The sequence below is a fragment of the Caballeronia sp. BCC1704 genome (assembly GCF_902833455.1).
In the GTDB taxonomy this organism is placed as follows: domain Bacteria; phylum Pseudomonadota; class Gammaproteobacteria; order Burkholderiales; family Burkholderiaceae; genus Caballeronia.
Genome location: NZ_CADFFT010000005.1, coordinates 130,629 through 146,949, shown reverse-complemented (window position 1 = coordinate 146,949; position 16,321 = coordinate 130,629). Strand labels below are relative to the sequence as shown.

General features: G+C 61.6%; 15 protein-coding genes and 1 pseudogene. 12 read left to right on the top strand and 4 right to left on the bottom strand.

From position 1 onward, the window contains the following. The first annotated feature begins 11 nt into the window (after positions 1-11). The 11 genes from HWX53_RS23735 (at position 12) to HWX53_RS23685 (ending at position 11,945) form a co-directional block, all read left to right on the top strand. Positions 12-1,382 carry a sugar ABC transporter substrate-binding protein gene (locus HWX53_RS23735; protein ID WP_175945509.1) on the top strand — a complete coding sequence of 457 codons (1,371 nt, stop codon included), beginning with the start codon at positions 12-14 and terminating at the stop codon, positions 1,380-1,382. Positions 1,383-1,411: 29 nt separating this feature from the next. Next, positions 1,412-2,353: a sugar ABC transporter permease gene (locus HWX53_RS23730; protein ID WP_175945507.1), complete on the top strand. Its 942-nt coding sequence runs from the start codon at positions 1,412-1,414 to the stop codon at positions 2,351-2,353. Further along, positions 2,350-3,231, top strand: a complete 882-nt coding sequence (locus HWX53_RS23725; RefSeq protein ID WP_244140234.1) for a carbohydrate ABC transporter permease — start codon at positions 2,350-2,352, stop codon at positions 3,229-3,231. Before HWX53_RS23730 ends, HWX53_RS23725 begins: the two co-directional genes overlap by 4 nt. A gap of 35 nt (positions 3,232-3,266) precedes the next feature. Next, positions 3,267-4,247 carry a sugar-binding transcriptional regulator gene (locus HWX53_RS23720; RefSeq protein WP_175945505.1) on the top strand — a complete coding sequence of 327 codons (981 nt, stop codon included), beginning with the start codon at positions 3,267-3,269 and terminating at the stop codon, positions 4,245-4,247. Positions 4,248-4,254: 7 nt separating this feature from the next. Next, positions 4,255-5,001 carry an SDR family oxidoreductase gene (locus HWX53_RS23715; protein WP_175945503.1) on the top strand — a complete coding sequence of 249 codons (747 nt, stop codon included), beginning with the start codon at positions 4,255-4,257 and terminating at the stop codon, positions 4,999-5,001. A gap of 67 nt (positions 5,002-5,068) precedes the next feature. Then, on the top strand, positions 5,069-6,103 hold the full coding sequence (locus HWX53_RS23710) for an NAD(P)-dependent alcohol dehydrogenase (protein WP_175945501.1): 1,035 nt from the start codon (positions 5,069-5,071) through the stop codon (positions 6,101-6,103). 35 nt (positions 6,104-6,138) lie between these two features. Beyond that, positions 6,139-7,230, top strand: coding sequence for an alcohol dehydrogenase catalytic domain-containing protein (locus HWX53_RS23705; RefSeq protein WP_175945500.1), 1,092 nt, complete (start codon positions 6,139-6,141; stop codon positions 7,228-7,230). A 91-nt stretch (positions 7,231-7,321) separates the two neighbouring features. Continuing rightward, complete coding sequence (locus tag HWX53_RS23700) at positions 7,322-7,606, top strand: hypothetical protein (protein ID WP_175945498.1); 285 nt, start codon at positions 7,322-7,324, stop codon at positions 7,604-7,606. A 337-nt stretch (positions 7,607-7,943) separates the two neighbouring features. Beyond that, on the top strand, positions 7,944-8,399 hold the full coding sequence (locus HWX53_RS23695) for a (2Fe-2S)-binding protein (protein ID WP_175945496.1): 456 nt from the start codon (positions 7,944-7,946) through the stop codon (positions 8,397-8,399). A 1-nt stretch (position 8,400) separates the two neighbouring features. After that, positions 8,401-10,641 carry a xanthine dehydrogenase family protein molybdopterin-binding subunit gene (locus HWX53_RS23690; RefSeq protein WP_175945494.1) on the top strand — a complete coding sequence of 747 codons (2,241 nt, stop codon included), beginning with the start codon at positions 8,401-8,403 and terminating at the stop codon, positions 10,639-10,641. Between the two features lie 11 nt (positions 10,642-10,652). Further along, positions 10,653-11,945 carry a cytochrome c gene (locus HWX53_RS23685; protein WP_175945492.1) on the top strand — a complete coding sequence of 431 codons (1,293 nt, stop codon included), beginning with the start codon at positions 10,653-10,655 and terminating at the stop codon, positions 11,943-11,945. Positions 11,946-11,969: 24 nt separating this feature from the next. Here the strand turns inward: HWX53_RS23685 and HWX53_RS23680 are convergent, their stop codons facing one another. Beyond that, the gene (locus tag HWX53_RS23680) at positions 11,970-12,239 is read right to left on the bottom strand and encodes a DUF1488 family protein (RefSeq protein ID WP_175945490.1); all 270 of its coding nucleotides are present in this window, start codon (positions 12,237-12,239) and stop codon (positions 11,970-11,972) included. Between the two features lie 321 nt (positions 12,240-12,560). Here HWX53_RS23680 and HWX53_RS23675 point away from each other — a divergent pair, with 321 nt between their 5' ends. Next, positions 12,561-12,989 carry a DUF3331 domain-containing protein gene (locus HWX53_RS23675; RefSeq protein ID WP_175945487.1) on the top strand — a complete coding sequence of 143 codons (429 nt, stop codon included), beginning with the start codon at positions 12,561-12,563 and terminating at the stop codon, positions 12,987-12,989. Between the two features lie 25 nt (positions 12,990-13,014). Here HWX53_RS23675 and HWX53_RS23670 read toward each other — a convergent pair whose 3' ends face one another. The 3 genes and pseudogenes from HWX53_RS23670 to HWX53_RS23660 form a co-directional block, all read right to left on the bottom strand. Next, positions 13,015-14,481: an amidase gene (locus tag HWX53_RS23670; RefSeq protein ID WP_175945485.1), complete on the bottom strand. Its 1,467-nt coding sequence runs from the start codon at positions 14,479-14,481 to the stop codon at positions 13,015-13,017. 61 nt (positions 14,482-14,542) lie between these two features. Further along, positions 14,543-15,253 (bottom strand): annotated as a pseudogene (mnmD, locus tag HWX53_RS23665) (tRNA (5-methylaminomethyl-2-thiouridine)(34)-methyltransferase MnmD); the annotation flags it as partial. Next, positions 15,250-15,954 carry a YceH family protein gene (locus tag HWX53_RS23660; RefSeq protein ID WP_175945481.1) on the bottom strand — a complete coding sequence of 235 codons (705 nt, stop codon included), beginning with the start codon at positions 15,952-15,954 and terminating at the stop codon, positions 15,250-15,252. The pseudogene mnmD and the gene HWX53_RS23660, both read right to left, overlap by 4 nt. Positions 15,955-16,321: the final 367 nt, after the last annotated feature.

The following is a 16,321-nucleotide window of genomic DNA, read 5'->3' as shown; positions in this document are numbered from 1 at the left end:
AGGAGACAGGCATGAACAATCGCTTCATCCCGGCCAAGCACGTTGGCCCGCTCAAACACGTCGCGGCTATTGCGTTGCTTGCGGCAAGCGCCGCGTTCGCCGCATCGAACGCTCATGCCTGGACACTGAAAGAAGCGGCGCAGCCGTACTCGGGCACTACGATCAAAGCCATATTCCTCGATCGCCCGGGATACAAGGCCGCACAAACCCTGATACCGCAGTTCGAAAAGGAAACGGGCATCAAGGTGCGCTGGGAAGTCATTCCGTACGAGAACACGCGCGAGAAGGAAGTGCTGAACTTCGTCGGCGGCGGGGACCAGGACGTGGTGCTCGTCGACGTCGTGTGGATCGGCGAGTTCGCGAGCAACAAGTGGCTCGTGCCGATCAAGAAGTTCACGGACGATGCGAAGCTCGCCGACCCGAGCCTGAATCTGAAGGGCTTTTTCCCGATCCTGCTCGATTCGTTCGGGACGTGGGACAAGGTCACCTACGGCCTGCCGTTCGATAACTATTCGGGTCTCATGTTCTACAACAAGTGCATGTTGAAGGACGCAGGCTTCGACGAGCCGCCGAAGACCTGGGACGAATTGTTGAACACGTATGCGCCGAAGCTCGCGAAGGGCGACAAGTTCGCCTTCGCGTTGCAGTCGCGCCGTGGCGAAACGCAATCGGCGGATAGCTTCATGCGCGTGCTATGGCCCAACGGCGGCTCGCTGCTCGATGCGAAGTTCAAGTCGAATCTCATGTCGCCGCAATCGCAGGCGGGCCTGGAATATCGGCAGAAGCTGATGAAGTACATGCCGCCGGGCATCGTCGACTTCGATCACGCCGAAGCAGTGAACGCGCTCGCGCAAGGGCAGGTGGCGATGATCACCGAATGGTCCGCGTTCTATCCGACGCTGACCGATCCGAGCAAGTCGAAGCTCGGCAACTGCCTCGCCATTACGACGGAGCCCAAAGGTCCGGCGGGTCTCAAGCCGGCGCTGGGCGGCTTCTCGCTTGCGGTCAACGCCAAGTCGAACGCGAAGAAGCAGGCGGCTTCGTGGCTCTTCATTCAATGGATCACGTCCGAGGCAATGGCGAAGCCCTATCTCGACGCGGGCGGCGTGCCGGCGCGCATGGCGGTCTATCAGGACAAGGCCGTGCAGGACAAGTATCCGTTCGTGAAGCCGATGGTGGAGTCGTGGCAGGGCGGCGTGCCTGATTACCGGCCGCGCTTCCCGGAATGGCCTGCTGTGTCGGAAGTGATCGGCGAATGGGGCAGCAAGATGATGCTCGGACAGGTGACGGTGAAAGAAGGCGCGCAGACCATCGGCCAGAAGACCGAGGACATCCTGAAGAAAGCGGGCTATTACGACGGCAAGAAGCCGCTCTTGAAGTAAGCACGACGATCAGGAACCGGAGACGACGGATGGCGAACAGCACTGCAACTCCCGCGACGCACGCACGAGGTCCGCGCAACGGCGCGCGGCGCTTCGCGCTACTGCCGCGCTCGCCAGCCTTCTGGTTCCTGATTCCCGCTATTTTCGCGCTGGCGGTCATCGGCATCTATCCGCTATTGCTTGCGCTCTACAACTCGTTTCACCAGTACAAGCTAGCGGATCTCGCATCGGGCACGTCGTTCGTCGGCTTCGACAATTACATGGCGACGCTCTCGGACCCTTCGTTCTGGGGCGCGCTCGGACGCACGGCGTTATTCCTTTGCCTGACGTTGCCGATCGAAGTGGCGCTCGGTCTTTTCGCGGCGCTGATGCTGCATCGCACGGACCTGCGCTTCATGCGAGCGGCGGCGCGCGTGAGTCTCGTCATTCCGATGGCGACCACGTACGCGGTCGTCGGTCTGATCGGGCGGCTCATCTTCAACCGGCAATTCGGCGTGGCGAACTATCTGACGAGCCTCTTCGGCATTCCGCCGCAGGACTGGCTCGCCGATCCGACGCTCGCGTTCGTGTCCGTGATGATCATGGATGTGTGGCAATGGACGCCGTTTTGCGCGCTCATCATGTTGGCAGGGCTATCGATGGTGCCCAAGGAAGCCGAAGAGGCCGCCCGCCTCGAAACGCCGAAATGGAGCATGATTTTGTGGCACTTGCAGCGGCCGTATCTATTGCCGGGCTTGACCGCCATTCTCATTCTTCGCTCGGCTGACATGCTCAAGATGTTCGACGCCGTCTTCACGATGACCCGCGGCGGCCCCGGCACCGCCACTGAATTCATCAGCGTCTATATCCAGCGCGTGGGCTTTCGGCTCTTCGATCAAGGCATGGCGTCGGCGCAGGCCATCATTCTGCTCATTCTGACCATCGTGCTTTCGCGTCTCTACATTCGTTTTGTTTATCGGGAGGCCGCGTGAGCACATCGGCTCTGCAAACGTCGAACAACGGCACGAGTCAGCGCGCGAGACGCGCGCGCGCCGCACGCAAGCGCGCGACCGTATGGCACTTTCTCGGGCTCGTGGTCGTGTTCCTGTCGTCTGTGTTTCCGTTCTACTGGATGGTGACGACGAGCCTGAAGAGTCAGGCCGATGCGCTCGCGTATCCGCCGAAATGGCTGTTCAGTCCCACCTTGCATCACTATTCCGCTGCGCTTTTCGAGCACGACGTAGCAGGCAGCTTGCTCAACTCATTCATCATTGCGAGCTGCACGACGGTGCTCGCCATTCTGCTCGGAACGCCTGCCGCCTATGCGCTCGCACGCTATGAGTTTCGCGGCAAGGAAGACCTGTGGTTCTGGTTCATCTCGAACCGCATGGTGAGTCCCGTGGTGCTCGCGGTGCCGTTCTTTCTGATCGCGACGAAGCTCGATCTCGTCGATACGCATATCGTGTTGATACTGCTCTATCTGACGTTCTCGTTGCCGATCGTCGTGTGGATCTGCACCGACCAGTTCCGCAACATTCCTGTCGAACTGGACGAAGCCGCGCGGCTCGATGGCGCGTCGCCGTGGCGTGTGTTCTGGCGCATCAATCTTCCGCTCGCGATGCCGGGCATCGTGGTCTCCGCGATCTTCGCGTTCATTTTCTCGTGGAACGATCTGCTCTATGCGCTGGTGCTGACGCGTACCGATGCGATCACGTCGCCGGTCGCAGCGACGAGCTATATGAGCGGCTATGAGTTGCCGTGGGGCGAAATCATGGCGACCGGCACGCTGATCGTGCTGCCGATGGTGGTGTTCGCGTTGCTCGTATCGGGCCGGCTCGTACAAGGGCTCACGATGGGCGCGGTGAAGTAGACTCGCGCCTTCTACAGCATGACCACAGTGAGAACATGAGCAAGACAGCGCCGTCCATCGCCCTAGCAGAGACAGACGAGTCCATCGACTCGGAGGAAGAACTGCAGGCGCGCGTCGCCTGGCACTACTACGTCGGCAATCTGACGCAGCAGGAAATCGCTCAGCGTATCGGCAGCAATCGCGTGCGCGTGAACCGGCTGCTCGCGGCGAGCCGCGAATCGGGACTGGTGCAGATCACCATCAACAGCAAGATCGCGCCGTGCGTGGCGCTGGAAAGCGCGCTCGAACGGCGGTTCGGGCTGGAATGCGCGGTGGTCGTGCCGACGGGCGCGAATACCGAGGCGAATAACACGGCTTTAGGCATCGGCGCGGCTTCGTACTTCGCGAAGCAGATCGTCGCGGGGCAGACCATCGGACTCGGCTGGGGCCGCACGATTCGCGCGGTCCTGCGTGCCATGCCGCAACGCAGTTATGGCGCGGTGTCGGCGGTGTCGCTGCAAGGAGGCTTGTCGCATTGCCCGAGCATCAACACGTTCGACATCGTCTCGGACTTCGCGAACATCTGCCGGGCGGACGGGTATCTCTTTGCCGCGCCTATCTATGTCAGCAGCCAGAAAGCGCGCGACGTGATCTTGCAGGAAGGCACGGTGCGCGAAACCTATGAACTCGCGCGTTCTGCGGACCTGGCGCTGCTAACGTGCGGAGACCTCACGGAATCGCTCGTCGTGACCTATGGTATCGACAATCCCGACCAGTTGCGCACGCTGGAAAAAGCGGGCGCAGTGGGCGACATGCTCGGTCACTTCATGGATGAAGACGGCGAGTTGATCGACCATCCGCTGAATCGCCGCACCGTGGCGATCACGCTCGAAGACTTGCGCAAGATTCGCCGCGTGGTCCTCGTGAGCGGCGGTGCGAAGAAGTTTCATGTCACGCGTGCGGCATTGCGCGGGCGCTATCCGTCGGTGCTCGTCACCGATGAAGACACCGCGCGACGTCTGTGCGATGAACCTTGAAGAGTCCATGACAACCATCGACAGAAACCGCGAATTCGCCGGCAAGACGGTGCTCGTGACCGGCGCCGGAAAGGGCATCGGCCATGCGACGGTGCATCTGCTGACCGAGCGCGGCGCGCGCGTGATTGCGCTGAGCCGCAGCGCGACGGATCTCGCCGCGCTGGCGAGCGAGACCGGTTGCGAGACCTTCGCCGTCGATCTGGCCGATGCCAATGCAGCCCGCGAGGCCGCGCGCGCCGCGCAGCCGGTGGACCTGCTCGTGAACTGCGCGGGCCTCGTCGAATTGCAGCCTTTTCTCGATACCACCGTCGATGCCTTCGATCTCACGATGCACGTCAACGTTCGCGCTGCGATGATCGTGGCGCAGGAGTGCGCGAAGAGCATGATCGCGCGCCAGGCGGGCGGCGCGATAGTGAACGTGTCGAGTCTGTCGGCAAATGTCGGCTTGCCGCTGCACGCATCGTATTGCGCATCGAAGGGCGCGCTGGATGCCATGACGCGCGTGATGGCGGTCGAATTGGGACCGCACGGCATCCGCGTGAACGCGGTCAATCCCGTCGTGACCATGACGCCGATGGCCGAGAAAGCCTGGAGCGATCCCGCGAAATCCGGCCCCATGCTCGCGCGCATTCCGCTCAATCGTTTCGTGCAGCCGGTGGAAGTGGCGCGCACCATCGCGTATCTGCTCGGCGACGATTCCAGCATGGTGAGCGGCGTGAGCCTCGCGATCGACGGCGGCTTTCAGGCGGGATAGCTCACGACGCATTGAACAGATTCAATCCGACTCAATCGACTCAAACGAACAGCACGAAGGAACGACAATGGAAGCACTGGTTCTAGAAGAAGCACGCCGCATCAGCCTGCGCCCGTTCAGCTTGCCGCAGGTCGTCGGGCCGCGCGATGTGCGCATACGCATTCACACGGTCGGCATTTGCGGCAGCGACGTTCATTACTATCAGCACGGCCGAATCGGTCCGTTCGTCGTCAATGAGCCGATGGTTCTCGGGCACGAGGCATCCGGCACGGTGGTCGAAGTCGGCGAGGAAGTGACGAATCTGAAAGCGGGCGACCGCGTATGCATGGAGCCGGGCGTGCCCGACATGGAATCGCGTGCATCGCGCGAAGGCATGTACAACCTCGACCCCAAAGTGCGCTTCTGGGCCACGCCGCCGGTGCACGGTTGTCTCGCCCCCTACGTGGTGCATCCCGCCGCGTTCACCTACAAGCTGCCGGACAACGTGAGCTTCGCCGAAGGCGCGATCGTCGAGCCGCTTTCCATCGGCTTGCAGGCCGCGAAGAAGGCCGCGATCAAGCCCGGCGATGTCGCCGTGGTGCTCGGCGCGGGCACCATCGGCATGATGTGCGCGCTGGCCGCGCTGGCCGGTGGTTGCAGCCGCGCGATCGTGTGCGATCTCGTGCAGGAGAAGCTCGACCTGATCGGCGGCGTGCAGGGCGTAACGGCGGTCAACATTCGCGACGAGCGCGTGCAGGACGTCGTGTCGCGGCTGACCGACGGCTGGGGCGCGGATATCGTGTTCGAGGCAAGCGGCAATGAGAAAGCGTTCGAAGGCATTGTCGATCTGCTCTGCCCGGGTGGCTGTCTGGTGCTCGTCGGCATGCCGCAGCGCGCTATTCCTCTGGATGTGGTCGCGGTGCAGATCAAGGAAGCGCGTATCGAATCCGTATTCCGTTACGCGAATATCTTCCCGCGCGCCATTCAGTTGATCGCATCGGGCAAGCTGGATGTGAAGCCTTTCATCTCGCGCACGTTCCCGTTCGCGGAAGGCATCAAGGCTTTCGAAGAAGCGGCGAGCGGCGTGCCGACCGATGTGAAAGTACAGATCGTGATGGAATGACCAAGCGCTGACGATACATGACGGGAGACGCGAGCATGAGCACGGCATCGGCTGACAACAGTGACGAAATGACGGCGATCGTATGCCGCGCACCGAAGGATTATCGCGTCGAACGCGTGAAGCGCCCGCGCGCCGGACGCAATGAGTTGGTGATCCGCATTGCTGCGTGTGGCATATGCGCGAGCGACTGCAAGTGCTGGTCGGGCGCCAAGATGTTCTGGGGCGGCCCGAATCCGTGGGTCAAAGCGCCGGTTATACCCGGCCATGAATTCTTCGGCTATGTGGAAGAACTCGGGGACGGCGCGGCCGAGCACTTCGGCGTGCAAGTGGGCGACAGAGTGATCGCCGAGCAGATCGTGCCTTGCGCGAAGTGCCGCTATTGCAAGTCCGGTCAGTACTGGATGTGCGAAGTACATAACATCTTCGGCTTTCAGCGCGAAGTCGCGGACGGCGGCATGGCCGAATACATGCGCTTTCCGCCTACGGCCATCGTGCACAAGATACCTGACGGTATCTCGATTGAAGACGCGGCCATCATCGAACCGCTTGCTTGCGCAATTCATACCGTGAACCGCGGCGATATTCAATTGAGCGATGTCGTCGTGATCGCGGGCGCAGGCCCGCTCGGACTCATGATGGTGCAGGTGGCGCATCTCAAGACGCCGAAGAAACTCGTCGTCATCGATCTCGTCGACGAGCGCCTCGCGCTCGCGCGCGAATACGGCGCGGATGTCACGATCAACCCGAAGAACGACAACGCGCTCGAGATGATCCGCTCCATCACGGATCAATACGGTTGCGACGTGTATATCGAGACTACCGGTTCGCCTTCGGGCGTGTCGCAGGGTCTCGAACTGATTCGAAAGCTGGGGCGTTTCGTCGAGTTCTCGGTGTTCGGAAGCGATACGACCGTCGACTGGTCGATCATCGGCGATCGCAAAGAGCTCGACGTACGCGGCGCGCATCTTGGACCGTATTGCTATCCAATCGCCATCGATCTTCTGGCGCGCGGACTGGTGACGTCGAAGGGCATTGTCACGCACGGCTTCACGCTCGAAGAATGGGATGCGGCTATCGAGGTCGCCAATTCACTCGATTCGATCAAGGTGCTCTTGCGGCCCAAATAATCGCCATGCAAGACGAGTGAGTTGGTCTTCGAAGGTCGAATCCGGGGAGAGAACGGCAACAACGCTGCGGTTTGGCGCGCGGTTTGCTCTTATGAGCAAACCCCCAACCGCTGGACCGCTCTCCCAGGACACGGCAGTGAACGCGCTCTTCCATATTCGGGTGCTGACAGACGCACTCTCCGGGTGTGCCGAAGACGGCATCAGGATTCACATCGCGCCCGGCGTCTACGAAGCGCATCAAGAGGACGACACGCTCGTGTTCGTCGATGCCGACCCGCGCATGCGCGGCGCGGTCTCCGTGGATCTGCACGAATATCTGGAGACCACCGTCTTTCCCGAAGAACTCGCGCGCAAGGGACTCATAGAGATCGTCTGATTCGGATGAGACGCACGAACGCAAACTCACTGATGGAGCGATTCGATCTCTCGCTTTCGAAAGCAACTAACTGTCTTTGCCGTCCACGCCACTCAACTCAGACAGCGTATCGGTCCACATTGCAATTTCGTAAAGCAAGGCCGTTTTTTTCATTCACGCTCATTTCTTAAAGCAGCGCTACAATCTCTCGTCCCTATACAGCCAGCCGCACGCGTCCTTGCGTCTCATGGCGCCCTATAGCGGCGTCAACGTACAGCACCGTCCGGCGCCACTGCCGTCGCACGCAGCCCCGCGATCGCGCCATTCGCTAAAACCAACGCATAAGCCGGAGCCGCTCATGACTACGCTTTCCATCAATGGTCAGTCACACACTGTCGACGCGCCCCCAGACATGCCGCTTCTCTGGGTGTTGCGCGACCTGGTCGGCTTGACCGGCACCAAGTTCGGCTGTGGCATCGCCCAATGCGGCGCGTGCACCGTGCATCTCGACGGCGTCGCGGTGCGCTCCTGCGTGCTGCCCGTCGCGGCCATCGGCGACAAGAAGATCACGACGATCGAAGCAGTCGGCGCAACGCCTGCCGGAAAGAAAGTGCAGGACGCATGGAATCAACTCGATGTCGTTCAATGCGGCTACTGCCAGTCCGGACAAGTGATGTCCGCTGCCGCGTTGATTGCAGCAGTGCCCAATCCGACCGATGCCGATATCGACGCCGCCATGACCGGCAACATCTGCCGCTGCGGCACGTACAACCGCATCCGCGCGGCCATCAAGCAAGCAGCGAAGGGAGCGTGACATGTCGCGAGGACTACTCGAAGCGGGACGTCATGCGGCTTCCGCCGGATTTTCGCGCCGTTCGTTTCTGAAGTTCGGCCTGACCGCCAGCGTGACCGCGAGTGGCGGCTTTCTCATCGGCTTCAGCTTGCCCGCCGCAAGTCAGGACCAGAGCAAAGGCAAGTCGGTCATCGGCGGCGATGGCGTGGAGCCGGCTCAGGCGGGCGTCTTCGCGCCCAACGCATTCGTGCAGATCGACAAGGCCGGCAAGGTCGTGCTCATCATTCCGAAGGTAGAGATGGGGCAGGGCGTCTATACGTCGTTGCCCATGCTCATTGCAGAAGAACTCGAAGTGCCGATCGATAGCGTCACCATCGACCATGCGCCGCCCGATGAGAAACTCTTCATGGATCCGCTATTGGGTGGTCAGCTGACAGGCGGCTCCACCTCCGTGCGCTACGCGTGGGAGCCCATGCGCAAGGCGGGCGCGGCAGCGCGCATGATGCTGATCGCGGCGGCCGCGCAGCAGTGGCAATGCGATGCATCGACATGTCATGCAGAAGGCGGCAAGGTCGTGCATGCATCGGGAGATCGCACGGCGAGCTATGGCGAGCTCGTGCAAGCGGCGGCAAGCATGCCGGTTCCGCAAGACAAAGATATCAAGCTCAAAGACCCGAAAGACTTCAAGATCATCGGCACGAAGGTCAGACGCCTGGATTCGCCGGAAAAGGTGGATGGCACTGCAATGTTCGGGCTGGACGTGCGTTTGCCTGACATGGTCTATGCGGCCATCGTCAATTGCCCCGTGTTCGGCGGCAAGCTCGCTTCCGTCGACGATACCAACGCGCGAAAGATCCCCGGCGTGAGGCAAGTGATCAAGTTCGACAACGGCGTTGCGGTCGTCGGCGATCACACGTGGGCTGCCAAGCGAGGCGCCGCGGCATTGTCCATTCATTGGGACGAAGGCGCGGACGGCAATGTGTCCACGAAGCAGATCATCGACGAACTGGCCGTTGCATCGCAGAAGTCAGGCGCCGTCGCGCGAAAGGACGGCGATGTCGGCAAGGGATTCAATGACGCGAAGACACGCGTCGATGCCGTCTATCAACAGCCGTTTCTCGCGCACGCCACGATGGAGCCGGTCAACTGCACGGTGCATGTGCGCCCCGATGGCTGCGACATCTGGCTCGGCACGCAAGTACCGACGCGCATCGTCGACGCGGGCGTGGCCATCACCGGATTGCCGCGCGAGAAGATCGTGCTGCATAACCATCTGCTGGGCGGGGGCTTTGGCAGACGGCTCGAAGTCGACATGGCGACGCAGGCGCTCAAGATCGGCAAGCAACTCGGCACGCCGGTGAAGGTCACATGGTCGCGCGAAGAAGACATTCAGCACGACATGTACCGGCCGTACTACTACGACAAGCTCTCGGCCGGCCTCGATGCGAATGGCAAGCCGATCGCATGGACGCATCGCATCGTGGGTTCGTCCATCATGGCGCGGTTCGCGCCGCCCGCTTACAAGAACGGTATCGATCCGGACGCCATCGAAGTCGCGGCCGACCTTCCGTATGACTTCCCGAATCAGGTGATCGAATACGTGCGTCAGGAGCCGCGGCATGTGCCGACTGCTTTCTGGCGCGGCGTGGGCCCGACGCGCGGCACGTTCGTCGTGGAGAGCTTTATCGACGAACTCGCCGTGCAAGCCAAGATCGATCCCGTGCAATACCGGCGAAACCTGCTCAACAAGACACCGCGCGCGCGCAATGTGCTCGATGTCGCGACGCAGGCGGCCGGCTGGGGCAAGAGATCCTTGCCGCAGGGCCAGGGACGCGGCGTATCGGTCATGCATGCGTTCGGCAGTTTCTTTTCGATGGTCGCCGACGTCACCGTCAACAAGGACGGCGAGGTGCGGGTCAATCGCATCGTGTGCGCGGTGGACTGCGGCATGGTCGTCAATCCCAATACGGTGGAAGCGCAAGTGCAGGGCGGCATCATCTTCGGCATCACGGCTGCGCTCTATAGCGAGATCACCATTGAAAACGGCCGCGTGCAGCAGAGCAACTTCACCGATTACCGGATGTTGCGCATCGACGAAACGCCTCCTATCGAAGTGCATATCGTGAAGAGCACGGAAGCGCCGGGGGGAATCGGCGAGCCTGGGACGGCGGCGCTCGCGCCCGCCATCACCAATGCGATCTATGCCGCGACGGGCAAGCGCCTCAGGCAGCTACCGGTCGGCAACCAGTTGCGCAGCGCCTAAGGAGACCCGCCATGAAATTTGCCCTCAGGCCCTTCACGGCCGCGTTTCTTGCGGCGACTGTCGCGCTCGTGGCAGCGCCTTTGACGGCGCGCGCGGATGCGTCGAGCGACGCGCTCGTTGCTCGCGGTGCTTACCTCGCGAAGGCGGGTGATTGCATCGCATGTCACTCCGCGCCACGCGGCAAGCCCATGGCAGGAGGCTTGCCCATGACGACCCCGCTTGGCGCCATCTACACGACGAACATCACGCCGGACCCGGATACGGGCATCGGCCGCTATACCGAGCAAGACTTCGCGCGCGCACTGCGCGAAGGCGTCGCGAAGGACGGCCACAATCTCTATCCGGCCATGCCTTACCCCTCGTACGCGAAGATCAACGACGAGGACATGCATGCGCTCTACGCTTACTTCATGCATGGCGTCACGCCGGTCAAGCAGGCGAACCGCGCAGCGGATATCAAATGGCCGCTCAACATGCGCTGGCCGCTCAAGCTCTGGAACGCGGTCTTTCTCGACAAAGGCGTCTATAAGGACAAGGCCGGTAAGGACGTGGCATGGAACCGCGGCGCGTATCTGACGCAAGGTCTCGGGCACTGCGGCGCGTGCCACACGCCGCGCGGCATCGCGTTTCAGGAGAAGGGGCTCGACGAGAGCAGCACGGCGTATCTGACGGGCGGCGTGCTCGACAACTGGTTCGGTTCCAATTTGACTGGAGAGCACAACGCCGGGCTCGGGCGCTGGTCGGAGCAGGACCTTGTCGCGTTCCTGAAGACGGGCGCAAACGCGCACGCGACTGCGTTCGGTTCGATGACGAGCGTGGTCAACAACAGCACGCAGATGCTCACCGATCAGGACGTGACCGCGATGGCGCATTATCTGAAGTCATTGCCGGCCGCGGGCGGCAACGGCAACGCGCCTTATTCATACGATTCGAAGGCGACGAAAGTGTCGTTGACGCGTCCGGCATCGGATTCCGGCGCGCGGGTGTATGCGGCCTTCTGCATGCATTGCCACGGCATCGACGGGCGGGGTTTCGCGCCAATGCTTTCGCCGCTTGCCGGCAATCCGAATCTGCTGGAGAAAGATCCCTCTTCGCTGATTAATGTGACGCTGAACGGCACTGACAATCTCGTGATTCAAGGCGTGCCCGCGCCGTATCCGATGCCGCGCTACGCGCCCGTTCTGAATGATCAGCAGATAGCGGATGTGGTGACTTTCATCCGTGGCGCATGGAACAACAACATGCCGGCTGTGCAGCCCGAGGACGTGGCGAAGATGCGCAAGGCAACAGAGGCCGCGCGCTAGCCGCGTGTTTAGGGGCGCGCGGCGTCAGGAGGAAAAATCGATCACGTCCAAATGAATGGAATTGGACGGATGCGCCAAAAACTTCCGATGCACGCGCGCGCTAATGCGTTCGTAGCCGTCGTTCAAGGCTTTCAGCAGGCGCTCGTCGCTCGCGCCGACGGGCGCCCAGAAACATTGTTCCAGCGCCTTGCGCGTGATGTTGCAGTGAATTTCCCGCTCGCGGGAAAACGCGACGAAGCTGACCGTGGCACGGTCCGCCGAAATGGTCGCATTAATGCAGAGCTTGCTTGTCATGATTCGACAGGAGGTTTGCGTTCGCTGCTTTTATTTTGTCAGAAATCGAAGAGGGTGCGCATCCTCGTTCCGCTGCAACGTGCGCCAGCCGCCACACGCGGGCAGGGCAGTTTTTCGAACGCTCGTTCGCGCGTGATGTAGCGCTTGACGGCTTGACAAAAGCCGGGCAAGAAAATGAAACGACGCTTGCTCAGTTGTACTACCCTTAGAACCGTCTTCGTATGAGTGAGCGCAGAGTCGATCCATCGCGCTCGCAGTGTTTCCTACAACGTCAACACGTAATGCGAGACAGGCGCGCATTGCGACAAGCCGGAGCGGAGCATGAAGCATCCCTCGCTATTGGATCCGTGGAGCCGTACCCTCGCCATGCTCGACAATCGTTCGGGCCGCTGCGCTCATTCCGCGCAAGCGACAGCGCCGGTGTTGCGCTCTGTCGAAAGCCGCGGGCGCGGCAATGTGACCACCTCGAACGGTCACGTGCCTGCGGCCAACATTCGGTTACTCGAGCGCCTGAGCGAATCCACGCTCGCGCTTTCATGGCACGACCCGACATCGTTCAACTATTCGGAGCAAGTGTGGGCGCTTTGCACTGCGCGCAAAGGCGGCGTCTGCGCGCTGAGCGGTCAGGCCATTCGCCGTGGACAACCCGTCTATCGGCCGCGGCGCGTCGGCAGTTCAGTGCCGTTGAATAGCGGTGCGATGATTCTTGCACTCGCGCTTACGCCCGCCGTTCACGAGTCGACGGAATGACGTCGGGCTCAACCTGTCACCCGACTTAACTGAGCAAAGGGCTGCGCGTTTTCGAATAGCCGCTGGCACGGTCATACGCAAGTCCCATTTGCAGCACGGCAAGGTCCGTCTGCGCCGCGCCGATGATCTGAAGGCCCATCGGCAGGCCGTTGGAACCGAAGCCGGCCGGCGCGCATAGCGCCGGTAACGAAGCCATTGTTGCCGGCACCACCGCTTCCATCCAGCGGTGATAGGTGTCCATGTTGCGCTGGCCGATTGAAGACGGCCAGTGCATCTCCGCATCGAAGGGGAAGACCTTTGCGGCCGGCATCACCAGAAAGTCGAAGCGTGCGAAGAGCGCGTTGATCGCCCGATACCACGCCGAGCGGTCGCGCACGGCGTCATACACCTGTTCTCCCGAAAGCCGCAGCCCCCGCTCGATTTCCCACACGGCTTCGGGTTTGAGCATCGCGCGGCGCGTTTCGTCGCGGTAAAGCGGCGCATTGGCACCGGCGAACGCAAAGCTGCGCAAGTCGAGCCACGCTTGCCATAAGCGCTCCATATCGAAGTCCACGCGCGCCGCTTCTACCGAGCACCCAGCCGCTTCGAAGTGGCACAACGCGGACGCGCACGTGTCGAGCACGCCGACTTCCATCGGCAGATGACCGTCGAGGTCTGCCAGCCAACCGATGCGCGTGCCGCGCATATCGCGTTCAAGCGTGGACGAGAAGTCGGAAGGCGCGTCGCTCCGACGAGAGAGCGGCGCGCGCGCGTCGAAGCCCGCCTGAACGGACAGCAGCAAGCCGAGGTCTTCCACTGAGCGCGCAATAGGGCCTACGACGCTGAATTGCTGGAAGAAGACATCATCGCTGGGACCGTAAGGCACGCATCCGGGCGAACTGCGAAATCCGAATACGTTGTTGAATGCGGCGGGTGTTCGCAGCGAGCCCATCATGTCGGTGCCATCGGCGAAAGGCAGCATGTGAAGCGCGACTGCAACGGCCGCACCGCCACTGCTCCCGCCCGCCGACCGCGATAGATCGAACGCATTGCGCGTGGTGCCATACACAGGGTTATAGGTATGACCGCCGAGGCCGAACTCAGGCGAGTTGGTTCGCCCGATAAAGATCGCGCCGGCACGCCGCATACGCTCGAACACGATGGCATCCGCCTGACTGACTTCGCCTGCAAAAATGGGTGATCCCTTGGTCGTCACCATGTCTGCGACAGGCAGGATGTCCTTAGGTGCTTGAGGAAATCCGTGCAACGGGCCGAGACTTTCACCGCGCGATAACTGCGCGTCGCGCGCCTGCGCGAGAGCGAGAAGCTCATCGCGATCTTGCATGGCGACGATTGCATTGACTCGCGGATTCAGGCGGTCCACTTGCGCGAGATACGCCTGCATCACTTCCGCGCATGAGACGTCGCGGGCGTGAATGGCTCGGGAAAGCGCGCGGGCATCGAGCGACACGATATCGTTTTGCGCATGCGAATCAGAGTGCGTTGTGGGCATCGCCTCTTTCCTTTTAGCTGAAGCATTAGCGGACATCAGCGCGTGCTTATGATGTCGCGCGCTGGCCGGTGAGCATGGCACGCTTGCCTGCAAAGCCCGGCGTCTTGCGATACACGAAACCATGTTCGAGCAGCGCCCGCTTCACGAGCCCGGCGCTCGTGTAAGTGGCAAAGGTCGCATCGGGTTTCGCGAGGCGCGAGAGCATGGCGAAAGTGTCGGGCGTCCACATATCCGGGTTCTTCTTCGGCGCGAAGCCGTCGAGATAGATGGCATCCGCGGTGAAGCCGAGTGCCAGAGCCAAAGGCCACGCATCGGCGATATCGGAGAAAATCAGCGTCAATGCCAGTGCGCCGGACGCAAACATCAGTCGATGCACGCCCGGCCTGAGCGGCGGCCATGCGCAAGCCAACTCATCCGCGAGCGGGCTGATGGACGCATCGTCGATGATGGCCGCATGCGCGCGCCTCAAATCGTCTGCGCTAAACGGATGCTTTTCGATCGACACGAATTCGAGCCTTTCCGGGCGATGTGGATGTGTGCGCCACATCGACCACGTCGCCAGGAAATTGATTCCCATGCCGAAGCCGGTTTCGATGACGTTGAAGGACGTTTGTCCGCGCCAACGTTCGGGCATACCATTTCCTTCCAGAAAGACATAGCGTGCTTGCGCGAGCGCCCCCGACGCACTGTGATAAATATCGTCGTGCCTCGGACAAAACGGCGTGCCGTCGGCGCGAAAGGCGAGCGACGCGGGCAAGATCGGCGTCGTCATGTCTGCGATGGCTTGTCCAGTGCAATGCCCAATTCACTCGCCATGTGCTCGACCATCGCGCGCAATTCCGTCACTTCTTGAGCAAGCCGCCTGTGGTCCGCCTTCAGCGCCTCGAATTCAGACGGTGAATGCGACGGGCTCGCTGACGCGTCCTGCGAAGGCGCATCGCTCAGACTCACTTCTCCGCATAGCAAGTGCATCCAGCGGCTCTCGCGCTCGCCGGGCGTACGCGGAAGTTTGACCACGCGGGGCGGGTCGCTTTCGGCGAGCTCTTCGAGAAAGCTTTCGACTGACGATATATCGGCGAAGCTATGCAAGCGCGCGCTGTTCGCGCGCAGTTCGGCCGCTGTTTGGGGGCCGCGCAAGAAGAGCGTCGCCAGCAACGCGACGGACTGGCTGGGAATGCCCATCACCCGATTGATGTTGTGCTCGAAACGCGGCACGCGGCTGCTGCTGCCCTCGATGACAAGCGAAAGGCGCTTCAGGCCGTCGATGGTCGTCAGCACTTCGTCTTCGGTCACGCTCATCACCGGCGAACGCGCGGTCTTCTGATTGCAACCCGCAGTGAGTGAATTCAGCGATAGAGGGTAGGTGTCGGGCACCGTCTGCTGCTTTTCGACGAGCACGCCCAGCACGCGCGCCTCGAGCGGAGTGAGTTCGCGCAAGCTGGAACGAGGGGCGCTTTGAGAAGGTGTGTTCATGAACGGTCAGAGTGATTCGCCAAGATCCCTATGATACCGGCGCCCGCCGCGTGCCAACGAAGCGCACCGTCGTGCGGCATGACATTGGCTATGGCAGTGTGCAAGAGGCGCGGGGCCGCGCTCTTTTGGTGCAACGGTGACTCATTGCTCGATGCTTCTTCCATGCGTTCAACGAATTGGACGTCTGCTTACGACTTGGCATCGAAGTTGCTCGTTCCATTCTCGGCACTGGGCCGCCCGCGCAATGGATGCAAGGACCGAAGGCATCGCGCTTCGAGGTCGCCTATGAAACCCGCAAGCCGAATGCGCCGCACGGTCATTCGGTGCGTCGCGTCGTCAGGCTCTTCAAGTCATTGCGAGTGCAACC

Bases quoted from the DNA above. Each gene is read 5' to 3' on its own strand.
- HWX53_RS23735 (WP_175945509.1), top strand. From the start codon at position 12: ATGAACAATCGCTTCATCCCGGCCAAGCACGTTGGCCCGCTCAAACAC.
- HWX53_RS23730 (WP_175945507.1), top strand. From the start codon at position 1,412: ATGGCGAACAGCACTGCAACTCCCGCGACGCACGCACGAGGTCCGCGC.
- HWX53_RS23720 (WP_175945505.1), top strand. From the start codon at position 3,267: ATGAGCAAGACAGCGCCGTCCATCGCCCTAGCAGAGACAGACGAGTCC.
- HWX53_RS23715 (WP_175945503.1), top strand. From the start codon at position 4,255: ATGACAACCATCGACAGAAACCGCGAATTCGCCGGCAAGACGGTGCTC.
- HWX53_RS23710 (WP_175945501.1), top strand. From the start codon at position 5,069: ATGGAAGCACTGGTTCTAGAAGAAGCACGCCGCATCAGCCTGCGCCCG.
- HWX53_RS23705 (WP_175945500.1), top strand. From the start codon at position 6,139: ATGAGCACGGCATCGGCTGACAACAGTGACGAAATGACGGCGATCGTA.
- HWX53_RS23700 (WP_175945498.1), top strand. From the start codon at position 7,322: ATGAGCAAACCCCCAACCGCTGGACCGCTCTCCCAGGACACGGCAGTG.
- HWX53_RS23695 (WP_175945496.1), top strand. From the start codon at position 7,944: ATGACTACGCTTTCCATCAATGGTCAGTCACACACTGTCGACGCGCCC.
- HWX53_RS23690 (WP_175945494.1), top strand. From the start codon at position 8,401: ATGTCGCGAGGACTACTCGAAGCGGGACGTCATGCGGCTTCCGCCGGA.
- HWX53_RS23685 (WP_175945492.1), top strand. From the start codon at position 10,653: ATGAAATTTGCCCTCAGGCCCTTCACGGCCGCGTTTCTTGCGGCGACT.
- HWX53_RS23680 (WP_175945490.1), bottom strand. From the start codon at position 12,239: ATGACAAGCAAGCTCTGCATTAATGCGACCATTTCGGCGGACCGTGCC.
- HWX53_RS23675 (WP_175945487.1), top strand. From the start codon at position 12,561: ATGAAGCATCCCTCGCTATTGGATCCGTGGAGCCGTACCCTCGCCATG.
- HWX53_RS23670 (WP_175945485.1), bottom strand. From the start codon at position 14,481: ATGCCCACAACGCACTCTGATTCGCATGCGCAAAACGATATCGTGTCG.
- HWX53_RS23660 (WP_175945481.1), bottom strand. From the start codon at position 15,954: ATGAACACACCTTCTCAAAGCGCCCCTCGTTCCAGCTTGCGCGAACTC.